Origin of the sequence: Streptomyces natalensis ATCC 27448, assembly GCF_000935125.1 — a bacterium.
GTDB lineage: Bacteria > Actinomycetota > Actinomycetes > Streptomycetales > Streptomycetaceae > Streptomyces > Streptomyces natalensis.
Genome location: NZ_JRKI01000034.1, coordinates 1 through 18,109, shown reverse-complemented (window position 1 = coordinate 18,109; position 18,109 = coordinate 1). Strand labels below are relative to the sequence as shown.

Here is an 18,109-nt window from a genome sequence, read left to right as displayed (position 1 = left end):
GCGATGGGACGCCATCTTGACACGATCGCCGGGGGCAGGAACCCGATTCGGCGAGCAAACGGCCGTCTTCCTCAACAGTCCCTCCCCGTAAGGTGATTCAGCCCGCCCCCGGCCCCCGCTCCGCCCCCTTCCCCACCCCCGCCTCCGGCACCGCGAACTCGCACCACAGCGCCTTGCCCGCACCGCGCGGCTCCGCGCCCCAGCGGTCCGCGAGCGCCTCGACCATCAGCAGACCGCGGCCGGAGGTGGCGGTCTCGCCCGGACTGCGGCGGCGCGGCCAGGAACTGGACCGGTCCTCGACCTCCAGGCGGATCCGCCGTGGCGCGCCGGACACCAGCTCCACGGACACCAGCGCACCGCTCTCCGTATGGGTCAGCGCATTGGCGATCAGCTCGGAGGCGGCGACCTCGACATTGTGGGTGACCTCGCCCGCCCGCCACTGGTCCAGCGTGCGGCGCAGCGCCGAGCGGACCTCCGCGGTGCCCGACGGATCGGCCTGATGGACGTGCAGCCGCAGACGCGGTGTGGCGGCGGTCCCCGGGCTCGGCGGCCGGTGCAGCAGCAGAAGGGCCATATCGTCGCCGGAGCCCGGTTCGGCCCACAGCTGTTCGGCGAGCCGGTCGGCGAGCGCCTCCAGCCCGCCCGGCCCGGAGCGGAACGCCGCGGACAGCGCCTCGATACCCGTCGAGATGTCCCAGCCCGGCTGCTCCACCAGACCGTCCGTGCACAGCAGCAGCGTGGAGCCCGGCTCCAGGAACAGCTGGGTCTCGGGGAAGTGGTCGTGCCCGAAGTCGGTGGCCGCCCCCAGCGGCAGCCCGCCGCGGACCTCGGGCCAGTCGACATGCCGGGCGCCGTCGCAGATCAGCGGCCCGAGATGGCCGGCCCGGGCCACATGCAGCGCCCCCGACGCCAGGTCGGCCTGGATGTACGTACAGGTCGCGAACCGTTCGGTCTCCAGCTCGGCCAGGAAGCGGGAGGCCCGCACCAGCACGGTCTCGGGGGAGTGGCCCTCGGAGGCATAGGCGCGCAGGGCGATCCGCAACTGGCCCATCACGGCAGCCGCGTGGGTGTCATGGCCCTGTACGTCGCCGACCACCAGGCCCGTCCGCCCCTGGGGCAGCGCGATCACGTCGTACCAGTCGCCGCCGACGTCCCGCCCCACACTCGCCGGGTGATAACGGACGGTCACCTCGCCCCCGGAGATCTCCGGCACCCGGCGCGGCAGCATCGCCTCCTGGAGCCCGGTGGCGAATTCCCGCTCCTTGTCGAAGAGCGTGGCCCGTTGCAGCGACTGGGCGACGACCCCGGCCAGCGCCAGCGCCAGGTTCTTGGCCTCCGTCGACTGCATCGCGGGCTCGGTGTTGAACAGCCCCAGCGCCCCGATGACGGTGTCCTGCGCGACCAGCGGCAGGAAGGAGGAGCTGCCGGGCGGCAGGACCTCGGTGAACGGGCGCAGCCGGGGGTAGCGGGCGATCAGCTCGCCCCGGGTGCTCAAAAAGGCCGGCCGCCGCGAGAACGCCGCCTCGGACAGCGGCAGGGTGTCGTCCAGCGGGGAGCTGGTCATGTCCTCGGGCACCTCGCCGGCCATCCCCGTGACGGCGATGACCTCGAACCGGTCGTCCGCCGCCAGCCCCAGGACCAGCGCATCCGCGCCGAACCGCCGGGCGCCGCCGGTGCCGGTGAGCACCCGCGTCACATCCGCCACCGACAGGGCCCGCGACAGCGCGGCCGTGGTCTGCTGCACCATCACCGTCTGCCGCTGCCGCTCCTGCTGGAGCGACCGCAGCAGCGCGGAGTCCGCCAGCTCGCCGGATGCCTCCCGCACGATGCCGATGATCCGGTACGGCAGCCCGTCACCATCGCGCAGGATCCGCCCCTGGGAGTGCGCCCAGCGCGGTGTCCCGTCGCGGCACTGGACGCGGAAGTAGCCGCCGTAGGACGAGCCGCCCTCCTGAAGGGCCTGGGCGAGCGCCTCATCCAGCCGCATCCCCTCTTCGGGCGGCACCCGCGCGATCAGCGACAGCGGCGCGCCGTCGTATTCCTCCGGGCGCAGATCGAAGACCTCCAGCGCACCGGCGTCCAGATCCATCAACCCGCGGTCCAGGTCCCAGTCGAAGGTGCCCATCCGGTTGAGCGCCAGCCGCCGGCGCAGGCCGATCGGCTCATGGTGCGAGACCCCGGCACAGCGCTCCGGGACGCGTCGTACGTCCCGGTGGGCGCGGGGGTCATAGCCGTCCCGGGACGGTCCGTCCTTGCTGGTCATGGTGCATGCCGCCTGCGCGGCCGAGGTCCACCGGCGGCCATGCGCTCACCTTAGGCGGCACCCGCCCACCCCGCATGTCCGGCGACCAGGGGACCATGGGGAGGGTGCAGCCCCACAGGAAGGCACTCCTCGCCATGACGCCCCGTAGCGGCCGACGGAATCCGCGCCCCTTCCGCCGCGCCCTGAACGGCGCCGCCGGGGCGCTGGCGGCCGTCCTCGCGCTGGCGTTCACGGCCGCCGGCCCGCCGGGCGGCCCGCCCCCCGGCGCCCGGGAACGGCCGGTGCAGGTCCATCTCACCACCACCTCCGACCCCGGCGGCCGCCATGTCGTCAAGGGCCTGGAGAGCCTGCCCCCGCTCCACTTCACCCGCGGCAGCGCGCCGCACCGCGGCATCACGCTCACCGTCGACGGGTCGACGGCGTACCAGACCTTCCAGGGCGGCGGCGCCTCCTTCACCGATACCGCCGCCTGGCTGCTGAAGGGCAGCGGCGCCCTGAGCGAGCGCGCGCGCGAGGCGACGATGAAACGGCTCTTCGACCCCCGCGACGGCATCGGCCTCAGCTTCCTGCGCAACCCCATGGGCGCCTCCGACCTGGCCCGTTTCGACTACACCTACGACGACCTGCCGCCCGGCCGGACCGACCCGCAGCTGAAGCACTTCGCCATCGGGCACGATCTCGCCGGTGTCCTGCCCCTGACCGCCGAGGCCCGCCGCCTCGATCCCGCCCTCAAGATCATGGCGGTGCCCTGGAGCGCGCCCGCCTGGATGAAGGACAACGGCTCCCTCGACCAGGGCCGGCTCCGGGCGCAGTACCACGCCGTCTACGCCCGCTACTTCGTGGCCGCTCTGCGTGCCTACCGTGCCCACGGCGTGCCCGTCGACTACGTCTCCGTACAGAACGAACCCACCTGCTGCGCCGGCTACCCGTCCATGCGCTGGACCGGCCGGGACCTGGCCCGCTTCACCAAGTACGACCTGCTGCCCGCCCTGGCCGGCGCCCGTCTGTCCACCAAGGTCCTGGCCCTGGACTGGAACTGGAACCGCTACCGCGCCTTCGGCGCACCCACCGTCGACGATCCGGCGATCCGCCGCCACCCCAACTTCGGCGGCGTGGCCTGGCACGGCTACGGTGGCGACGTCGGCGAGCAGACCCGGGTCCACCGCCGCTATCCCGGCCTCGCCATGTACGACACCGAGCACTCCGGCGGCCGGTGGATCGCCGACCAGCAGCGCGAGGACATGCACGACCTCATCGACTACACGCGCAACTGGGGCAGCAGCTGGATCCGCTGGTCGCTGGCCGTCGACCAGAACGGCGGCCCGCACCACGGCGGTTGCGGCTCCTGCACCGGTCTGCTCACCGTGCACCACGGCGACGCGGCGCAGGGCACCGTCGACTACACCATCGAGTACTACACGATGGGCCATCTCACCAAGTTCGTACGCCCCGGAGCCCGGCGCATCGCCTCCACGGCCTCGGCCGCCGTCCCCAATGTGGCCTGGCGCAACCCCGACGGGTCCGTCGCGCTGATCGCCTACAACGACTCCACGGCCGCCCGCTGGGTCACCCTCAACTGGCAGGGGGAGCAGGCAAGTTACCGCCTCCCGCCCCGCGCCTCGGCCACCTTCACCTGGTAGCGGCCGCCAGGGACGGCGTGCGGCCGGACACCGGCCCGGTCTGCCGCGTGCGGTGGGCCGGCGTGGCCTTCCGCGTCGCCACATCGACGGTGTAGACGTCGATGGTCAGCCGCGCCCGCGCCACCTTGAGCACCATGAACCCGTGGTCGGAGAAGTTCTGCCAGGCCGCCGGGTTCGCAAAGTGCGCCTTGCCGTCCTCGGTCTTCGCCGACGCCCCGCACACCACCTGCCGGGTGCCGCCGGTGCGCGCCGTGGGCTCCAGCACCTGGAGGCAGTGGTCGTGCCCGGAAAGGATCAGATCGGCGCGGCCGCACACCACCTTCTCGTACATGTCCTTGAGGTGGACGCCGCTCGTGTAGTTCCCGATGGTGAAACCGTCGTAGGCACCGGCGTTGCCGTGCTTGCCGTTGTTGAGATACGGGTGGTGGCCGATCACCACCTTCCAGCGGGCCCGCGAGGCGCGCAGCGCGCCGTCCAGCCAGGCCCGCTGCTCGCGCATGTACGGGCCGTCCCAGCGGAAGTACGGGTCGATCTGGGCGACATACGACGACCAGGGAATGGTGTCGATGGCGAAGAACTCGACCAGCGGGTCGGCGGCCGGCAGCGGCACGCTGTAGTAGCGGGCCGGCATGTACCAGCGCTTCGAGGTCGTGGCGTAGGCGACCTCACGGTCACCGCGGGACGGGTCGCCGCCGCTGCCGGGTATCAGCCCCGAGCAGTCGTGATTGCCCAGGACCATCAGCCAGGGCACGTCGATACCGCTGTTGGGCTTTTCGAACTTGTCCTGGAAATCGGAGTCATGGGCCGACTCCGGGCCGTTCTCGTAAATATTGTCGCCGAGGCCGATCGCCAGACCGATGCCCTCCGCCCGGCAGACGTCCCGGGCGGCGGCCGCCACCGCGTACTGCGCCTCGTCGCCGGTGCCCGCGTCACCGGTGACCAGGACGGCGAACTCGCCCTTCCCGTTGGGGTGTTCGGGGAACGGGAAGGCTCCCGGCGCCCCCGGACGCGGCGCGGCGGACGCGGTGGCCGGGCGGGCGCCCGACGCCAGGACGGTCAGCGCCGCGCCGGCCATCGCGCCGCCCAGCAGCGTCCGCCGGTTCACCGGCTTCGGCACCCGCCCCGTGGTGGGCATCGCGGGCCCGTCCGGCGCCGCCGCGGCGCCGGCCCGCAGCCACTCCCGCTCGGTCATGTCCGCCTGCGGCGGGATCAGTTCGTCATCGCACATGCCTGGTGTTCTCTCACGCCGGGCAGGGGCGGTGGTGGCGAAAAGATGAAGCGCAGGTGGACGTATGGAGATCGGCGGACTCCATACCTACTTGTCGGTAACTCGGCGTTTCCGCACGTCATCAGGGTGTGATCGAGGGGCCGGGGGAGCCCTCTACGGGCTGGGGGCACCTCCCGGCGGTAGCTGGGGGAGGGTCAGCCGTCGCAGGGTCCGGCCGAGGTGCCGGGCGTAGCCGCGCTGGAGTACGGGCACCAGCGGTCCGGCGAGCCGGGTGAACCACGCGGCCGGGCGGCTGAAGGCGGTCACGGTGAACCACACCGAGTCGTCGGCGTGCCGCTCGACCAGGAACGCCTCCTCGCCGCATTCGGGGTGCCCGTCGCGGGTGCCGTATCCGAAGCCGATCCGGTCCTCGTCGGCCACCGTCCACACCACCCGGCACGGCACCCGCAGCACCAGCGGCCCCGCGCCGAGGCCGACCTCGACGGCGACGCCCGGCGCGGCGCGGGTGGCCTCGGCGCGGATGACGGTGCCCGCACTGCGGTGCATCCGGAAGGTGGTGACCGCCTCGCCCGCCGCCCGCAGGGCGTCCCGCCCCCGGCCGATGGGCACGGCCACCCGCAGATGGGCGTAACCCTCCGGCAGCGGGATCTGTGCGGCGCCGCCCTCACGAGGGTAAGTGGCGCCTTTTTCGGGGTAGTTGACGTCACTCATGCGAGGCGCTCCTTGAGGGTCGGGGCGAGGGCGGGCCGCCGCGGCGGTGCGGTGCGCAGACGGCGCTGCGCGAGGATCGCACACAGGGCGAAGCCGAGGGCGTTGCCCAGGCCGTGGGTGGCGGCCATCCAGGCGAGCGAGGGATGCGGCAGGCCGGTGGCCTCGCCCAGCGCCCAGCTCAGCGCGAGCAGCATGGTCGCCACCACGACCACGGCCGAGCAGCCCAGCAGCGCACGGGTCGTCCGGTCGGGTCCCGCGGCCCGCAGGTCCCGCCAGGTGAGCAGGCCGACCAGCCACATCCCGGCGGTCAGCACCAGCGCACCGGCCAGTTCGGCCCAGTCGTCGATGAAGTAGCCGGCGAGGACGAGCATTGTGCCGACGGGGACGCTGAGCGCCGCCGGCCGGCCCGCCCGGCCGCCGCCGCTGCCCCGGCAGACCAGGCCCGCGATCAGTGCGGCCGCGAATCCGGCGAAGTGGAAGTGCGGCACGGTCAGCGCCAGGATGTCCAGATCGAAGCCGAACAGCCGGTATCCGGCGCGCTCGGCGACCAGCGCCGTCCCCGCGATCGCGGGGGTGGCCAGCGCGGTGAGCACGGCGATCTCGGACGGTGCGAGCGAACGGGTGCGGGCCAGCCGCCGGGGCGCCTGTGCGGCGAGCGCCAGCGTGGCGGCCGCGTAGACGGCGGCGCACCCGGTGGCGAGCGGGCCGCGCGGCAGCCACAGCGCCACCGCCCCCACGGCGGCGGCAACCGGCCAGACCCGCCGGACCCGGGCCACACCGCCCCCGTCGATCAGCGCGACCCCCAGCGGGATCACCACGAACATCCCGAGCATGACGATGAGTCGGACCAATGTGGTCATCTCGGCCCCCTTTCGCGACGGTCCGGACCCCGTTTCCCGTGGTCCGGACGTGGTGAGGCCGACAGTACCGCAGAATTGAACGCGTTCAATATCGGGCCCCCGGGGTCGCGAAGCGCGCTGCGCACGCCGTCCTGACCGGATGTCAGCCGACGGAGAACGCTGGACAGACGGACCGGCCGAGGGAGTTCCGGGCCCGGCAGGTGGTGACAACCCTGCTCTGGCACATGCCCGGGTCCGCAGGCAGGGCGCAGGGATCGGAGTTGCCCTGGTGGTGCTCGGCCCATTGCCTGGCGGCACGGTGCGGGGCGGCAACGACCGGCGGGCCGCCTGCCATTCGCGGCAGGCGGCCCGCCGGCCCTCGATGCGGGTCCGGATCCCGGACAGGTCGATCAGGGAAGGGCATCCGCCTCCCCATGCCGCCCCGCCCCCGCCGCGAACCGGGCCGCGCCCGCCAGCGCCTGCGTCAACACGCCCTGCCCGTACCGGAGTTCACCGGCCATCGCCGCCTCCTCGCTCCGCCCCTCCTGCTCCAGCAGCGAGGCCCGGTCGCTGCGCAGGCACGCCTGCGGAAAGCGGGCGATCTCCGCCGCCAGAAGCTCCGCCTCGGCTCGCGCCGTGCCGGCCGGCACCACGCGGTCGGCCAGCCCGATGGCGAGCGCCTCCTCCGCGGGGACCGGGCGGCCCGTCAGGACCAGGTCCATCGCCCGGCCCGCCCCGATCAGCCGCGGCAGCCGCACCGTACCGCCGTCGATCAGCGGCACACCCCAGCGCCGGCAGAACACCCCGAAGACCGCGTCCTCCTCGGCGACCCGCAGATCGCACCAGAGCGCCAGCTCCAGCCCGCCGGCCACCGCATGCCCGGCGACCGCCGCGATCACCGGCTTGCTCAGCCGCAGCCGGGTCGGGCCCATCGGGCCGTCGCCGTCCGGTGCGACGCGGTTGCCGCGCTCCGTGCCGACGGTCTTGAGATCCGCACCCGCGCAGAACGTCCCGCCCTCGCCCCACAGCACCGCGACGCTCGCACTCTCATCGGCCTCGAACTCCCGGAAGACATCGGCCAGTTGGCGGGCCGTGGCGCCGTCCACGGCGTTACGGACGGCCGGCCGCGACAGCACCACCGTCGTGACCGGCCCGGTGCGCTCCACCCGTACGGACATCAGGCCCCACCCGCGGCCTTCGGCCGGGCGCGCTCCAGGATCGCGCCCAGATCCACCCCCGTCGGCAGCGTGCCGAAGGCATGGCCCCACTCCCCGCCCAGCCGCGAGGCGCAGAAGGCATCGGCCACCGCGGGGTGGCTGTGGCGCACCAGCAACGACCCCTGGAGCACCAGCGCCATCCGCTCCGCCAGCGAACGCGCCATCAGCTGCGCCCGCTCCGGTACCGCCAGCGAGCCGAGCATCCCGCGGACGGACGCCACGGCCGCATCCAGCCGCCGGTCGGCGCCCGCGGCCGCGTCCACCTCCGCGAAGAAGGCGTCCAGACAGGCCGGTTCCTTGCCCAGCGCCCGCAGGACGTCCAGGGCGGCGACATTGCCCGAGCCCTCCCAGATGGACAGCAGCGGCGCCTCCCGGTACAGCCGCGGCATCCCCGATTCCTCGACATAGCCGTTGCCGCCCAGGCACTCCAGGGCCTCCGCCGCATGGGTGCTGCCCCGCTTGCACACCCAGTACTTGCCCGCGGCCAGCGCCAGTCGCCGCAGCGCCGCCTCCCCGGCATCACCGGTCTGCGCCCGGTCCACCGCCGCCGCCAGCCGCATCGCCAGCACCGTCGCCGCCTCGGACTCGACGGCGAGATCGGCCAGCACCGCGCGCATCAGCGGCTGCTGGTCCAGCTCCCGCCCGAACGCCCGGCGGTGCGCGGTGTGGTGCAGCGCCTGCCGCAGCCCGGCCCGCATCCCGGCCGCCGAGCCCAGCACACAGTCCAGCCGGGTCATGTTCACCATCTCGACGATGGTGCGCACCCCGCGGCCCGGCTCGCCGACCGGCCAGGCCACCGCCTCGTCGTACTCGATCTCCGAGGAGGCGTTGGAGCGGTTGCCGAGCTTGTCCTTGAGCCGCATCAGCCGCATCCCGTTGAGCGTGCCGTCCGGCAGCACCCGCGGCACCAGGAAGCAGCCGATCCCCTCCGGCGTCCGGGCCAGCGCCAGGAACACATCGCTCATCGGCGCCGAGGTGAACCACTTGTGGCCGGTGATCCGGTAGGTCCCGTCGCCGGCCGGCACCGCCCGGGTGGTGTTGGCCCGTACGTCGGAGCCGCCCTGCTTCTCCGTCATCGACATGCCCGCGATCAGGCCCGCCTTCGTCAGCGGCGGCCGCAGCCCGAAGTCGTACGTACGGGCCGCGAGCAGCGGTTCGTACTGCGCGGCGAGGTCCGGGGCGGCGCGCAGCGCGGGAATGGCGGCGTAGGTCATCGAAATCGGGCAGCCGTGGCCCGGCTCGGCCTGCGACCAGACGTAGAACTTGGCGGCGCGCACCAGGTGGGCGCCGGGGCGGTCGTCGGACCAGGGCGCGGCGTGCAGACCGTGTTCCACCGCGACGGTCATCAGCTGATGCCAGGCAGGGTGGAACTCGACTTCATCGATGCGGTGCCCGTGGCGGTCGTGGGTGTGCAGCCGGGGCGGCTGCTCCTCGGCCCAGCGCGCCTGGTCCTGCACCGCCTGCGTGCCGGCCAGCGCCCCCAGCGCGGACACCTCCGCCTCGCCCCATGCGGCGCCCTCCCGGCGCAGCGCCTCCAGCAGGGTCGGTTCGTCCGCGGTGCTGAACTCGGTCAGCGGCGGGGCCTGGTTCAGGACTTCATGAGTGACGGTCGTCATGGCGTCGACGGTACCGGCGGTCTTACAGATTCGAAACACCTGCTGTAAATCTGTAAGACGCGCCCCCGGGTCCGGGCGCGGCGCCAGTAGAATTCCGGGCACATATGAACGACGACTCCCTCGCCCTGCGGCCGCTCACCGCACGTTCCATCGTGCTGAGCACCCTCCTCGGGCACCATCCGCCCCGGATGCCCGCGCGCGCCCTGGTGCGGGTCGGCGAGCTGTTCGGCATCGCCGAGGGCACCGTCCGCGTCGCGCTCTCCCGGATGGTGGCCGCCGGCGACCTCCGCCAGAGCGACGGCTCGTACGAGCTCACCGCCCGGCTGCTGGCGCGCCAGGCCCGGCAGGACGAGAGCCGTACGCCCCGGACCCGCCCCTGGTCCGGCGACTGGGAGATCGCCGTGGTCAGCGTGGAGCGGCGGCCGGCCGCCGAGCGGACCGCGCTGCGGCAGGCCATGGCGGCCCTGCGGCTGGCCGAGCTGCGCGAGGGCAACTGGCTGCGGCCCGGCAACCTCGAACGGCCCCGCCCCGCCGTCGTCACCGAACAGTGCACCTGGCTGACCGGCACCCCGGACGGCGACCCGGCGGCGCTGGCGCGCGCCCTGTGGGATCTGCCCGGATGGTCGGCGCGGGCGCGCGCCCTGCTGGGCGCCCTTGACGGAGCCGCCACCCCCGCGCAACGCTTCACGGTCTCGGCTGCTGTCTTGCGCCACCTCCTCACCGATCCGCTGCTCCCGGACCCGCTCTTGCCTGGCGACTGGCCGGGCGCCGAACTCCGGTGCCGTTACGACGCGTTCGAGGCCGAACTACGCGATCTGCTCCGGCAGTACGTCACGCCCCACCGCACCGACTGACCGTGGCACGGCCCAAGGGGCCGTGCGCGGTGCGTGCGGACCTGCGCCGCGCGTATGCACCGAGCCCCCCGAGTGCGCCCGGCGGGCACGGCCGAGGGGAACGGATGGGCGATCTCTGCAGGGAGTTCGTGCCTCCGGCATGAAGGGTGCGCCCCTACCCGGCTGCGGTGTGCACCATGCGACGGCAGCTGTCCCCGATGTGGCGGCAAGGGGGCAAGCCGGTCGGCCCAGGCGCTACCGCGCGCTCTGTCGATGCGATCTGTGGGCGTGGTTGTGTCTGACCCGTCGAATTCGCGGCACCCGGTGAATTCGCCAGAGAAGAGGGAATTCGGCGATCCCGAAGGACTCTTTGGGCGATATACGCAAGGGTGCCACGTTTCCTGATTGGCCGCCAGGTAACTGCGCGGCGAGCGACGGGAGGGAAAAGAAATGGCACATCCGCAGATGCCGGAACAGGTTTCGGAGCAGGTGTCGGGGCAGATGTCGGACCGGGGGGCCGAGCAGACACCGGAGTCGGAGAGCCGGGGAGAATTCCGCGGCCGGGGGGTCCGGGGCGTCACGGCAGCCGCGGTCCTGCTGGCGGCCGGCGCGCTGAACGTGACGGCCGACGGCCCGGCCACGGCGGCCGGCGCCGGGACCTGGGACCGGCTGGCCGGATGCGAGAGCGGCGGCAACTGGCACGCCGACACCGGCAACGGCTTCTCCGGCGGTCTCCAGTTCGCCCACCGCACCTGGCACTCCTTCGGCGGCGGCAGCTACGCCGCGCGGGCGGCGCTGGCCAGCCGACTCCAGCAGATCAACGTCGCCGAACGGGTGCTGGCACGACAGGGCTGGAACGCCTGGCCCGCCTGCTCGGCCGCGCTGGGCCTGCACGGATCGGCCGCCCCGCGCAGCACGGCACCCCGGCCCTCCGCCCCGCGCACCACGACCCCGCACACCACGACCCCGCACACCGCCCCCTCCCTGGGAAAGCGATGGAAAGCGACACGCCACCGGAGTACCGGCGCCTCCGTCGTCGTCAACCTGGGTGACACGCTGAGCGGAATTGCCGCCGCCCACGGCTGGGAATGGCGGGAATTCTATCGGCTGAACCGCTCGGTGATCGGCGTGGACCCGGATCTCATTTTCCCGGGAATGCGGCTCTCCGTACGGCGCTGAGGCAGCAGCCGACCACATTCCGGCACCTTTGAGTGCCACCGGAGAATTCAGTCGAGGGTGATGCGGCTGAGGGGATAGCAGGCCGTCCGTGGCGCCGCGGACGGCCTGCCCGCATTTCCCGTTGTACGCGGCGGCGCCGAATTTCGTATGCCGCTGGAGCCATCGGAACAGCCACATCCGCAGCGCGCCGGCAGGGCCGGCCCGGTCCGCTCCAGCTTGCGGCGCGGCACGCCACTCGCGCCCACCCCGGCGAATCCGCGAGCACGTCACCGGGTCCGCGGGGCACGTCACAGGGGCAGAACGCACACCGGCATCGGTGCGGCGAACGGCACGCCCGTCCCGGCGAGCGTCCCCGTATCCGGGTCCACCGAGAAGACCGTCACCGACCCCGACTTCTGGTTCGCCGCGAACAGCAGCCGCTCGTCCGGCGAAAAGGCGATCTGCCGCGGAAAGTCCCCGCCCACCGGCACCGCGTCCAGCAGCCGGAGCCGCGCCCCGGCGGCCTCCACCGCATACCGTGTCAGGCTGTTGTGCCCCCGATTGGCCAGATAGGCGAAGCGGCCGTTACGGGTGACCAGAATCTGCGCCGGGTAGTTGGTGCCCGCTCCCGTCCCGGTGGACTGCGGCGCACCGGGCGTCAGCCGGCCGCTCCACCGCTCGTAGCCACAGACCACGACGGTGTTGTCGACCTCGTTCGCCAGATAGGCGAAGGCGCCGGAGGGGTGGAACGTCAGATGCCGCGGCCCGGCGCCCGGCCGCAGCGTCGCATACGACACCTGGCGCAGCCGCCCGGCCCGCTCGTCCAGGCGGTAGGTGTACACGGTGTCGTTCCCGAGGTCGACGGCCAGCACATGGCGGCCGTCCGGAGTGGTGATGATCTGGTGCGCATGCGGTCCGTCCTGGCCGGGGCCGGGCGGGGGATCCGTGTGCACGACCAGGTCCGTACGCGCCCCCAGGGCGCCGCTGCGCGGATCGACCGGATGCACCGCCACGCTGCCGGAGAGGTAGTGCGCGCTCAGCAGCCAGCGCCCGCTGGGATGCACCGACAGATGGCAGGGGCCCGCGCCGCCGGCCGGCTGCGTGCCCAGCACCTCGGGCGGCGCCCCACCGGGGGACAGTCCCAGCGCCGTCAGACCGCCCTCTTCCTGCTCGTCGACCGCATAGAGCGCCCGCCCGGAGGGTGCGAGCGCGAGATAGGAGGGGTCGGCGACGCCCGTCACCACACCCGTCGCGGTGATGCGGCCCTGCGCGGGGTCGTACGTCGCCAGACCGATGCCGGTGCCGCCGCCCGCTTTCGAGGTGTACGTCCCGAGGAAGAGGGGCCGCTCGGCGCGCGGGCGGCGTCCCGCAGGGCCCTGTCGCTCCTGCCGGTCCCGACGCTCCTGCCGGCCGCGCGCGGGCGACGCATCCCCGACCGCGACGCCCGCAGCCCCGACCGCGGTGAGGCCCAGGAACCGCCGGCGCCCCACCCCGGCCCCGCTCGCTCCGTCCCGTCCTGTGCTCATGCCGCACCTCGGTCCCGGTGATCGTGGATGGCGGATCCGGCAGCCAGCGTGACCCGTCCCGTACGCCCTGGCAAGCCCTGCAACTCCCGTTGCGCAGTGCACAACGCGGCTCCGTACGTCGGCCCGACCCTGACGTTCCCCTACATCCAGATGATGACCGGACCCCCCGGCGTAGCACTCCGGGTGTACGGCACAAACCCATACACGGGTTGATTCGCGGCACCCCGCACAGAACGTACGTTCGTGATCAAGGCAGGGAGACGAGCGGATGAAGGAAGGGCCAGGGAACTATGTACGGCAAGGCATTCGCCCCGGAATACCAGGGCGAACTGGGCGCGGCGCTGGGTGTGAACTCCTCTTACGAGGAGGTGCTGGCCACGGCGAGACGCGCGCACGACACCGCGGGCACGGCGCTGGAGCGGGCCCGCGCGGCCCTCGCGTTCGCCGAGGCCAACCGGCGGCTGGGCCGGGTGGCGGATGCCGGCCGGGCCTGGCGTGACAGTTACCGCAGCGCGCGGGAGGCGGGCGATGCGGCCGCCATGGCGTGGGCCCTGTGGAGCGGCGGCACCCTTGCCCGCCAGTGCGGCACGCTTCCGCTCGCCCGTCGACTGCTGACCCACGCCGTGGAGCTGGCCGACGGCAGCGGTGACCGCCTCGCCCACGGCTACTCGCTCGCCGGCCTGGCCGAGACGGGCCGCATACAGGGCGACTACGCCGCGGTCGCCGAGCTCCACGAGCGCCTCCTCGAAGAGGGCCGGGCGCACGGCGAGGCGCGCCATATGGTCTGGGCGATGTCCGGGATCGCCCAGATGCACCGCAACACCGGCGACTACGCCAAGGCCCTGGAGCTGTTCGAGGAGTCCGTCCGTATCGCCACCGACGCCGACGACGCCCGGGGCCGCGCCTGGTCGCTGCGCGGGGTCGCCGACGTGCTCTCCGTCCAGGGCGAACCGGACCGCGCGCTGGCCCTGCTCTCCGAGGCGGAGACCATCTGCCGCACCATGGACCTGGCGAGCGCCCTCGCCTACAACCACAAAATGCGGGGCAACGTCCAGTACCGCGCGGGCCGTTACGCGTCGGCCCGCGACACCTACGCCCTGGCCCTCGCCGAATTCAGCGGTATGCACGAACCCCGCGGCGTCGCCCTCTCCCGCCTCGGCCTGACCAAGTCCCGCGCCCGCCTGGGCCGCGACCCGGAGGTCACCCTCGCCGAACTCGCCGAACTGGAACGGGACTTCGCCCGCATCGGCCTGCGGCACGCCCGGGAGATGGTCCTCGCCTTCCGCGCCGAGCTGCTGGAAGCGGCCGGTGGTGGCGCGATACCGGGGCGGTCGGAGGAGGCCGGGATACCGGAGCGCACCGAGGCGGCCGGGGGCATGGTCCCCGCCGGGGCGTAGCCGGCAGCCCGCCACACTCGGCCCCACCGGCCGCCCTGACCGTCCCGCCGACCGGCCCCGTGCGGCTCGCCCGGTGTCAGCGCGACGGCCGCGACGGCCCCGGCGGCCCCGACCGCGGCCGGTCCAGCGGCGACAGCGCCATCGGCGGCAGAAAATCGCGGATTTCCCGGCGGTGCCACCACGCCCCGGTCTCGCGCAGCTCCCGCCATGTGGTGAAGCGGTACTGGAAGACCCGGGCCCGTACTTGCGCCGGCGGGGTGTCGGGGAAGGGGTTGGTGCGCAGCAGACGCAGCGTGTCGCGGTCGTTTTCCAGGAGGCGTTCCACGAAGGCGACGAACCAGGCCCGGGCGTAGGCCGGGGAGAGCGCGGCGAACCACATCAGCCAGTCCAGCCGCAGGTGATACGGGGCGAACTGGCGTGGCAGGCGGCGGACATCGCCCGGTTTGCCCTGGAACTCGTACGCATGCCAGGTCGTGCCGGGGCCGGTCACCTCGTCCGCCGTGCCCTCGACCACGATCTCCCGGCGGACCCGGGTGATGCTGCCGAAGGCCCCGTAGGAATTGACCAGATGCAGCGACTCGTAGGAGGTGTTCATGCGCTGCTCCCGGCTCACCAGGTTGCGGGCCGGGCGGTAGCTGAGGAGGACGACGAGCGCCGTGGCCACGAGGACGACGATCTCGAACCACAGCGGAGACGGCGGGGGAGGTGCGGACGGCCGCGACCACGAGGGGGAGATGGCCGACATGGCCAGCGTGACGGTGAGCCAGTTGAGCCAGGCGAAATTGCCGGACAGGACCAGCCACAGCTGGGTGACGACCATGGCGAAGGCGGCCCAGCCGGCGATCGGCTGGGGCGTGAACAGCAGGACGGGGAGGACGAGTTGGGCCACATGATTGGCGGCGACCTCGACCCGGTGCAGGGGCCTGGGCAGATGGTGGAAGAACCAGCTGAGCGGTCCGGGCATCGGCTGGGTCTCGTGGTGATAGTAGAGACAGGTCAGATCGCGCCAGCAGCTGTCGCCGCGCATCTTGATCAGCCCGGCGCCGAACTCCACCCGGAACAGCACCCAGCGCAGCAGGAACAGCACCGGAACCGGGGGCGCGGTCTCGGCGTTGCCGAGGAAGACGGCCAGCATGCCCGTCTCCAGCAGCAGCGACTCCCAGCCGAAGCTGTACCACGTCTGCCCCACATTGACGATGGACAGATACAGCGCCCACAGCACCAGCCACATCAGCATCGACGCCCACAGCGGCACGGCGTCCGCCGCCCCCAAAGCGACCGCCGCCGCCAGCAGGGCGCCGCCCCACGACCACAGTGCGAAGAACCGGTCCGAGTAGTGCAGCTGGAAGACCGACGGCGATGCCCGGAACGGCACCCGTGCCACGAAGTCGGGCACCGGCAGCATCCCCCGCGCCCCGATCAGCGCCCGGAACTGCCGGGCCGCCGCGAGAAACGCGACGAGGTACATCACCGCCAGCAGCCGCTGGAACACAAGCCGCCCGAGCCAGTAACCGGGATCCGCGAACCACTCCACGTGCCCATGGGTAGCACTGCGCTCGTACGCGGGGGCGCACGGCGCGCTGCCGTGGGAGCTCGCTCACCACCAGGACCAGGTAAAAAGTACAAAATGCAACAAAAGGGCAACCGGGCGATGCGGGGCGCTCCGCACCTGGTGGGGTGCGGTTTCCGCCGTCCCCCGATGTGACGTAATCGCCGGAAAAGAGCGAGCGCGCCGGGAAAGACGTCGATACCCTGGTGATCGACGGACAGCCCTTCTGGGAGACGCCAACACCATTGGCCCGTCGCGGGACCGCCACAAACCCTGGCCGACCTCCCGGTTTGTGAATGAGGCGCCACCGCGTCGGACCGTTACCTCAATGAAGGAGTGCGTGGTGGCACTGCACAAGGCTCAGTACAAGCAGCCCCGGTTGAAGCAGGGTGACCGGCCAGGTCGTATCAAGGAAGTCCGCAACCTCGAGGTCTGGGGCCGCTGCGTCCCCGTGCGCCTCGCCGGCTGCGACGACGACCCCGCCGAGCCGCATATCTTCCGCGGGATCGACTGAGAGCGAAGGGACGAGAGCGGCGGCCGAGGCCGCCGCTCCCCGTCGCCCCCGTCACACCGCCGGGCTTCCCCGTCACACCGCCGGGCCTCGGAAGGGCGTCAGGGCCGGCGGCCCAGCAGGCACAGCAGCCGGATGAGGTCGTCGGCGTCGGCCGGGGGCTCGATCGCGGGGGCGAAGAGCCCGGAGGCGCCCAGGCCCGGGGCATACGGCTCGACCTCGCGCAGGGCCGCCGTCGCCAGATGGCCGGGCAGCGCCTCCTCGGCGCCGATCGCCCGGGACAGATCCCAGGCGTGCACCACGGCGTCGGCCATCATCTGCGCGCAGTACGCATCGGCCGGGCTGGAGCCGTAGGACAGATGGACGGTGCGATTGAGCGCGCCCGCCGCGCTGAACGCCGCCACCGCCGCCACCGCCGCGCGGTCCCAGACCGCGGCCGGATCGGTGCCCAGCTGATCGCCGTCGAAAACCGTGCCCACCTCCGCGAGGGTGGCGCCGTCGCGCACCAGGCGCGGGACCCACAGCTGTTCGGCGGTGACGTGGTTCACCAGATCGCGCACCGACCATTCCGTGCACGGAGTGGGGGCGTCCCACTGGTCGTCACGGATGACATGCACCCGCGACCCGAAGAGCTGGAGGGCCTCGCCGTGGGTGCGCAGGATCTCGTCATGGTTCATGCTCCCCGAGCATAGGAGGGGGCACTGACAGCCACGGCGACGGCGCACGGGGTGGCGCACAGGACGACGCGCGGTGGGGGCGCACCGGGACGGGGCACGGCGAGGGGTGCGGGGCGGGGTACGGAGGCGGGGCAAGGCCAAGCGGACGGAGTCGCCTTCTCCAAGGCGGCGACGACCCGTTCGGGCCAGCGGCACCCGGCCGCATGCCCGGTCGGACCAGTGGCCGGAAAGTTTTTGCGGCGGCGGAGGAGGCAGGGAGGAACAGGGAGTCGAGGGGGGCGCCGCGGGCCGCCGGTATCGCGTCGGCACTCTGGTAATCCGCCGCGACCGGCTATTCAATGGGCGCCGCCGACCCCCATTGGAGGCACCATGGACGACCCCGCCGAGCCTTCCGCGTCCCCGCTTCCCCAGCCCGCAATCCGCTGCGCCGGTCATGAGCGGGGTTACCCCGCCTTACTCGACCGCGCCGCCCGGATTGCAACAGGGCTGCGCAGTATGGGAGTTGAGCCGGGCGACCGGATCGCCGTCGTGATGCGCAACGAGCCCGCGCATCTGGAGATCACCGCCGCGGCCGCCCAGTTGGGCGCCTCTGCGGTGCCCGTCAACTGGCACTTCCGCCACGACGACCTGGGCCATGTGCTCGCCGACAGCGGCAGCAAGGCCGTCTTCGTCCACACCGACCTGCTGCCCGCGGTGACCGCCGTACTGCCGGACGGCGTGCGGGTCATCGAGGCCCCCGTCCCCGCCGGTGTCGCCGCCGCCTGCGGTATCGACGCACCGGCGGACACCGGCGCCCACCCCCTCCTGGACTCCTGGCTGGCGGGTCACGAGCCGCTGGCCCGGCCCGTCGCGGACCGTCCGCCCACCGTCATCTACAGCTCCGGAACGACCGGCCGCCCCAAGGGAGTGCTGCGCGAGCCGGTCCCCCAGGACCGGCTCCCCCA

The 18,109-nt window shown here is 72.9% G+C and carries 14 protein-coding genes and 1 pseudogene; 6 read left to right on the top strand and 9 right to left on the bottom strand.

Going from position 1 to position 18,109, the window contains the following annotated elements:
• Positions 1–97: 97 nt before the first annotated feature.
• Positions 98–2,263, bottom strand: coding sequence for a SpoIIE family protein phosphatase (locus tag SNA_RS24805; RefSeq protein WP_030066505.1), 2,166 nt, complete (start codon positions 2,261–2,263; stop codon positions 98–100).
• Positions 2,264–2,397: 134 nt separating this feature from the next.
• On the opposite strand from SNA_RS24805, the pseudogene SNA_RS24800 reads away from it, so the two are divergent.
• Positions 2,398–3,900, top strand: a pseudogene (locus SNA_RS24800) (glycoside hydrolase family 30 protein); the annotation flags it as partial.
• Here SNA_RS24800 and SNA_RS24795 read toward each other — a convergent pair.
• The 5 genes from SNA_RS24795 to SNA_RS24775 form a co-directional block, all read right to left on the bottom strand.
• The gene (locus SNA_RS24795; protein WP_030066503.1) at positions 3,893–5,131 is read right to left on the bottom strand and encodes a metallophosphoesterase; all 1,239 of its coding nucleotides are present in this window, start codon (positions 5,129–5,131) and stop codon (positions 3,893–3,895) included. The pseudogene SNA_RS24800 and the gene SNA_RS24795 sit on opposite strands and share 8 nt — an antisense overlap.
• 153 nt (positions 5,132–5,284) lie before the next feature.
• On the bottom strand, positions 5,285–5,842 hold the full coding sequence (locus tag SNA_RS24790) for a DUF1990 family protein (RefSeq protein WP_044366867.1): 558 nt from the start codon (positions 5,840–5,842) through the stop codon (positions 5,285–5,287).
• Positions 5,839–6,702: a YndJ family protein gene (locus SNA_RS24785; RefSeq protein WP_044366866.1), complete on the bottom strand. Its 864-nt coding sequence runs from the start codon at positions 6,700–6,702 to the stop codon at positions 5,839–5,841. Before SNA_RS24785 ends, SNA_RS24790 begins: the two co-directional genes overlap by 4 nt.
• A 389-nt stretch (positions 6,703–7,091) precedes the next feature.
• The gene (locus SNA_RS24780) at positions 7,092–7,859 is read right to left on the bottom strand and encodes a crotonase/enoyl-CoA hydratase family protein (RefSeq protein ID WP_044366865.1); all 768 of its coding nucleotides are present in this window, start codon (positions 7,857–7,859) and stop codon (positions 7,092–7,094) included.
• Positions 7,859–9,514 carry an acyl-CoA dehydrogenase family protein gene (locus SNA_RS24775; RefSeq protein WP_030066500.1) on the bottom strand — a complete coding sequence of 552 codons (1,656 nt, stop codon included), beginning with the start codon at positions 9,512–9,514 and terminating at the stop codon, positions 7,859–7,861. Before SNA_RS24775 ends, SNA_RS24780 begins: the two co-directional genes overlap by 1 nt.
• A gap of 104 nt (positions 9,515–9,618) precedes the next feature.
• On the opposite strand from SNA_RS24775, the gene SNA_RS24770 reads away from it, so the two are divergent.
• Together SNA_RS24770 and SNA_RS24765 are read left to right on the top strand one after the other, a co-directional pair.
• Positions 9,619–10,368 carry a PaaX family transcriptional regulator C-terminal domain-containing protein gene (locus SNA_RS24770; protein WP_044366864.1) on the top strand — a complete coding sequence of 250 codons (750 nt, stop codon included), beginning with the start codon at positions 9,619–9,621 and terminating at the stop codon, positions 10,366–10,368.
• A gap of 480 nt (positions 10,369–10,848) precedes the next feature.
• Complete coding sequence (locus tag SNA_RS24765) at positions 10,849–11,526, top strand: LysM peptidoglycan-binding domain-containing protein (protein ID WP_044367180.1); 678 nt, start codon at positions 10,849–10,851, stop codon at positions 11,524–11,526.
• 287 nt (positions 11,527–11,813) lie between these two features.
• On the opposite strand, the gene SNA_RS24760 is transcribed toward SNA_RS24765, so the two are convergent.
• Complete coding sequence (locus tag SNA_RS24760) at positions 11,814–13,031, bottom strand: lactonase family protein (RefSeq protein ID WP_044366863.1); 1,218 nt, start codon at positions 13,029–13,031, stop codon at positions 11,814–11,816.
• A 290-nt stretch (positions 13,032–13,321) separates the two neighbouring features.
• On the opposite strand from SNA_RS24760, the gene SNA_RS24755 reads away from it, so the two are divergent.
• Positions 13,322–14,428 (top strand): tetratricopeptide repeat protein, encoded by a 1,107-nt coding sequence (locus tag SNA_RS24755; protein WP_044366862.1) that lies wholly within the window; start codon positions 13,322–13,324, stop codon positions 14,426–14,428.
• A 76-nt stretch (positions 14,429–14,504) separates the two neighbouring features.
• Here the strand turns inward: SNA_RS24755 and SNA_RS24750 are convergent, their stop codons facing one another.
• Complete coding sequence (locus SNA_RS24750) at positions 14,505–15,962, bottom strand: lipase maturation factor family protein (protein WP_044366861.1); 1,458 nt, start codon at positions 15,960–15,962, stop codon at positions 14,505–14,507.
• Between the two features lie 358 nt (positions 15,963–16,320).
• On the opposite strand from SNA_RS24750, the gene SNA_RS24745 reads away from it, so the two are divergent.
• Complete coding sequence (locus SNA_RS24745; RefSeq protein WP_157880086.1) at positions 16,321–16,491, top strand: hypothetical protein; 171 nt, start codon at positions 16,321–16,323, stop codon at positions 16,489–16,491.
• A 98-nt stretch (positions 16,492–16,589) separates the two neighbouring features.
• On the opposite strand, the gene SNA_RS24740 is transcribed toward SNA_RS24745, so the two are convergent.
• Complete coding sequence (locus SNA_RS24740; RefSeq protein WP_030066495.1) at positions 16,590–17,165, bottom strand: TIGR03086 family metal-binding protein; 576 nt, start codon at positions 17,163–17,165, stop codon at positions 16,590–16,592.
• A gap of 369 nt (positions 17,166–17,534) precedes the next feature.
• Between SNA_RS24740 and SNA_RS24735 the strand changes: the two genes are divergently transcribed.
• The coding region (locus tag SNA_RS24735) for an AMP-binding protein (protein WP_044367177.1) at positions 17,535–18,109 on the top strand (575 nt) is incomplete at its 3' end.

What these genes read in the sequence shown, in the direction of transcription:
- SNA_RS24805 (WP_030066505.1), bottom strand. Translation starts at nt 2,263, where the DNA reads ATGACCAGCAAGGACGGACCGTCCCGGGACGGCTATGACCCCCGCGCC.
- SNA_RS24775 (WP_030066500.1), bottom strand. Translation starts at nt 9,514, where the DNA reads ATGACGACCGTCACTCATGAAGTCCTGAACCAGGCCCCGCCGCTGACC.
- SNA_RS24765 (WP_044367180.1), top strand. Translation starts at nt 10,849, where the DNA reads ATGTCGGACCGGGGGGCCGAGCAGACACCGGAGTCGGAGAGCCGGGGA.
- SNA_RS24770 (WP_044366864.1), top strand. Translation starts at nt 9,619, where the DNA reads ATGAACGACGACTCCCTCGCCCTGCGGCCGCTCACCGCACGTTCCATC.
- SNA_RS24755 (WP_044366862.1), top strand. Translation starts at nt 13,322, where the DNA reads ATGTACGGCAAGGCATTCGCCCCGGAATACCAGGGCGAACTGGGCGCG.
- SNA_RS24760 (WP_044366863.1), bottom strand. Translation starts at nt 13,031, where the DNA reads ATGAGCACAGGACGGGACGGAGCGAGCGGGGCCGGGGTGGGGCGCCGG.
- SNA_RS24795 (WP_030066503.1), bottom strand. Translation starts at nt 5,131, where the DNA reads ATGTGCGATGACGAACTGATCCCGCCGCAGGCGGACATGACCGAGCGG.
- SNA_RS24780 (WP_044366865.1), bottom strand. Translation starts at nt 7,859, where the DNA reads ATGTCCGTACGGGTGGAGCGCACCGGGCCGGTCACGACGGTGGTGCTG.
- SNA_RS24790 (WP_044366867.1), bottom strand. Translation starts at nt 5,842, where the DNA reads ATGAGTGACGTCAACTACCCCGAAAAAGGCGCCACTTACCCTCGTGAG.
- SNA_RS24740 (WP_030066495.1), bottom strand. Translation starts at nt 17,165, where the DNA reads ATGAACCATGACGAGATCCTGCGCACCCACGGCGAGGCCCTCCAGCTC.
- SNA_RS24785 (WP_044366866.1), bottom strand. Translation starts at nt 6,702, where the DNA reads ATGACCACATTGGTCCGACTCATCGTCATGCTCGGGATGTTCGTGGTG.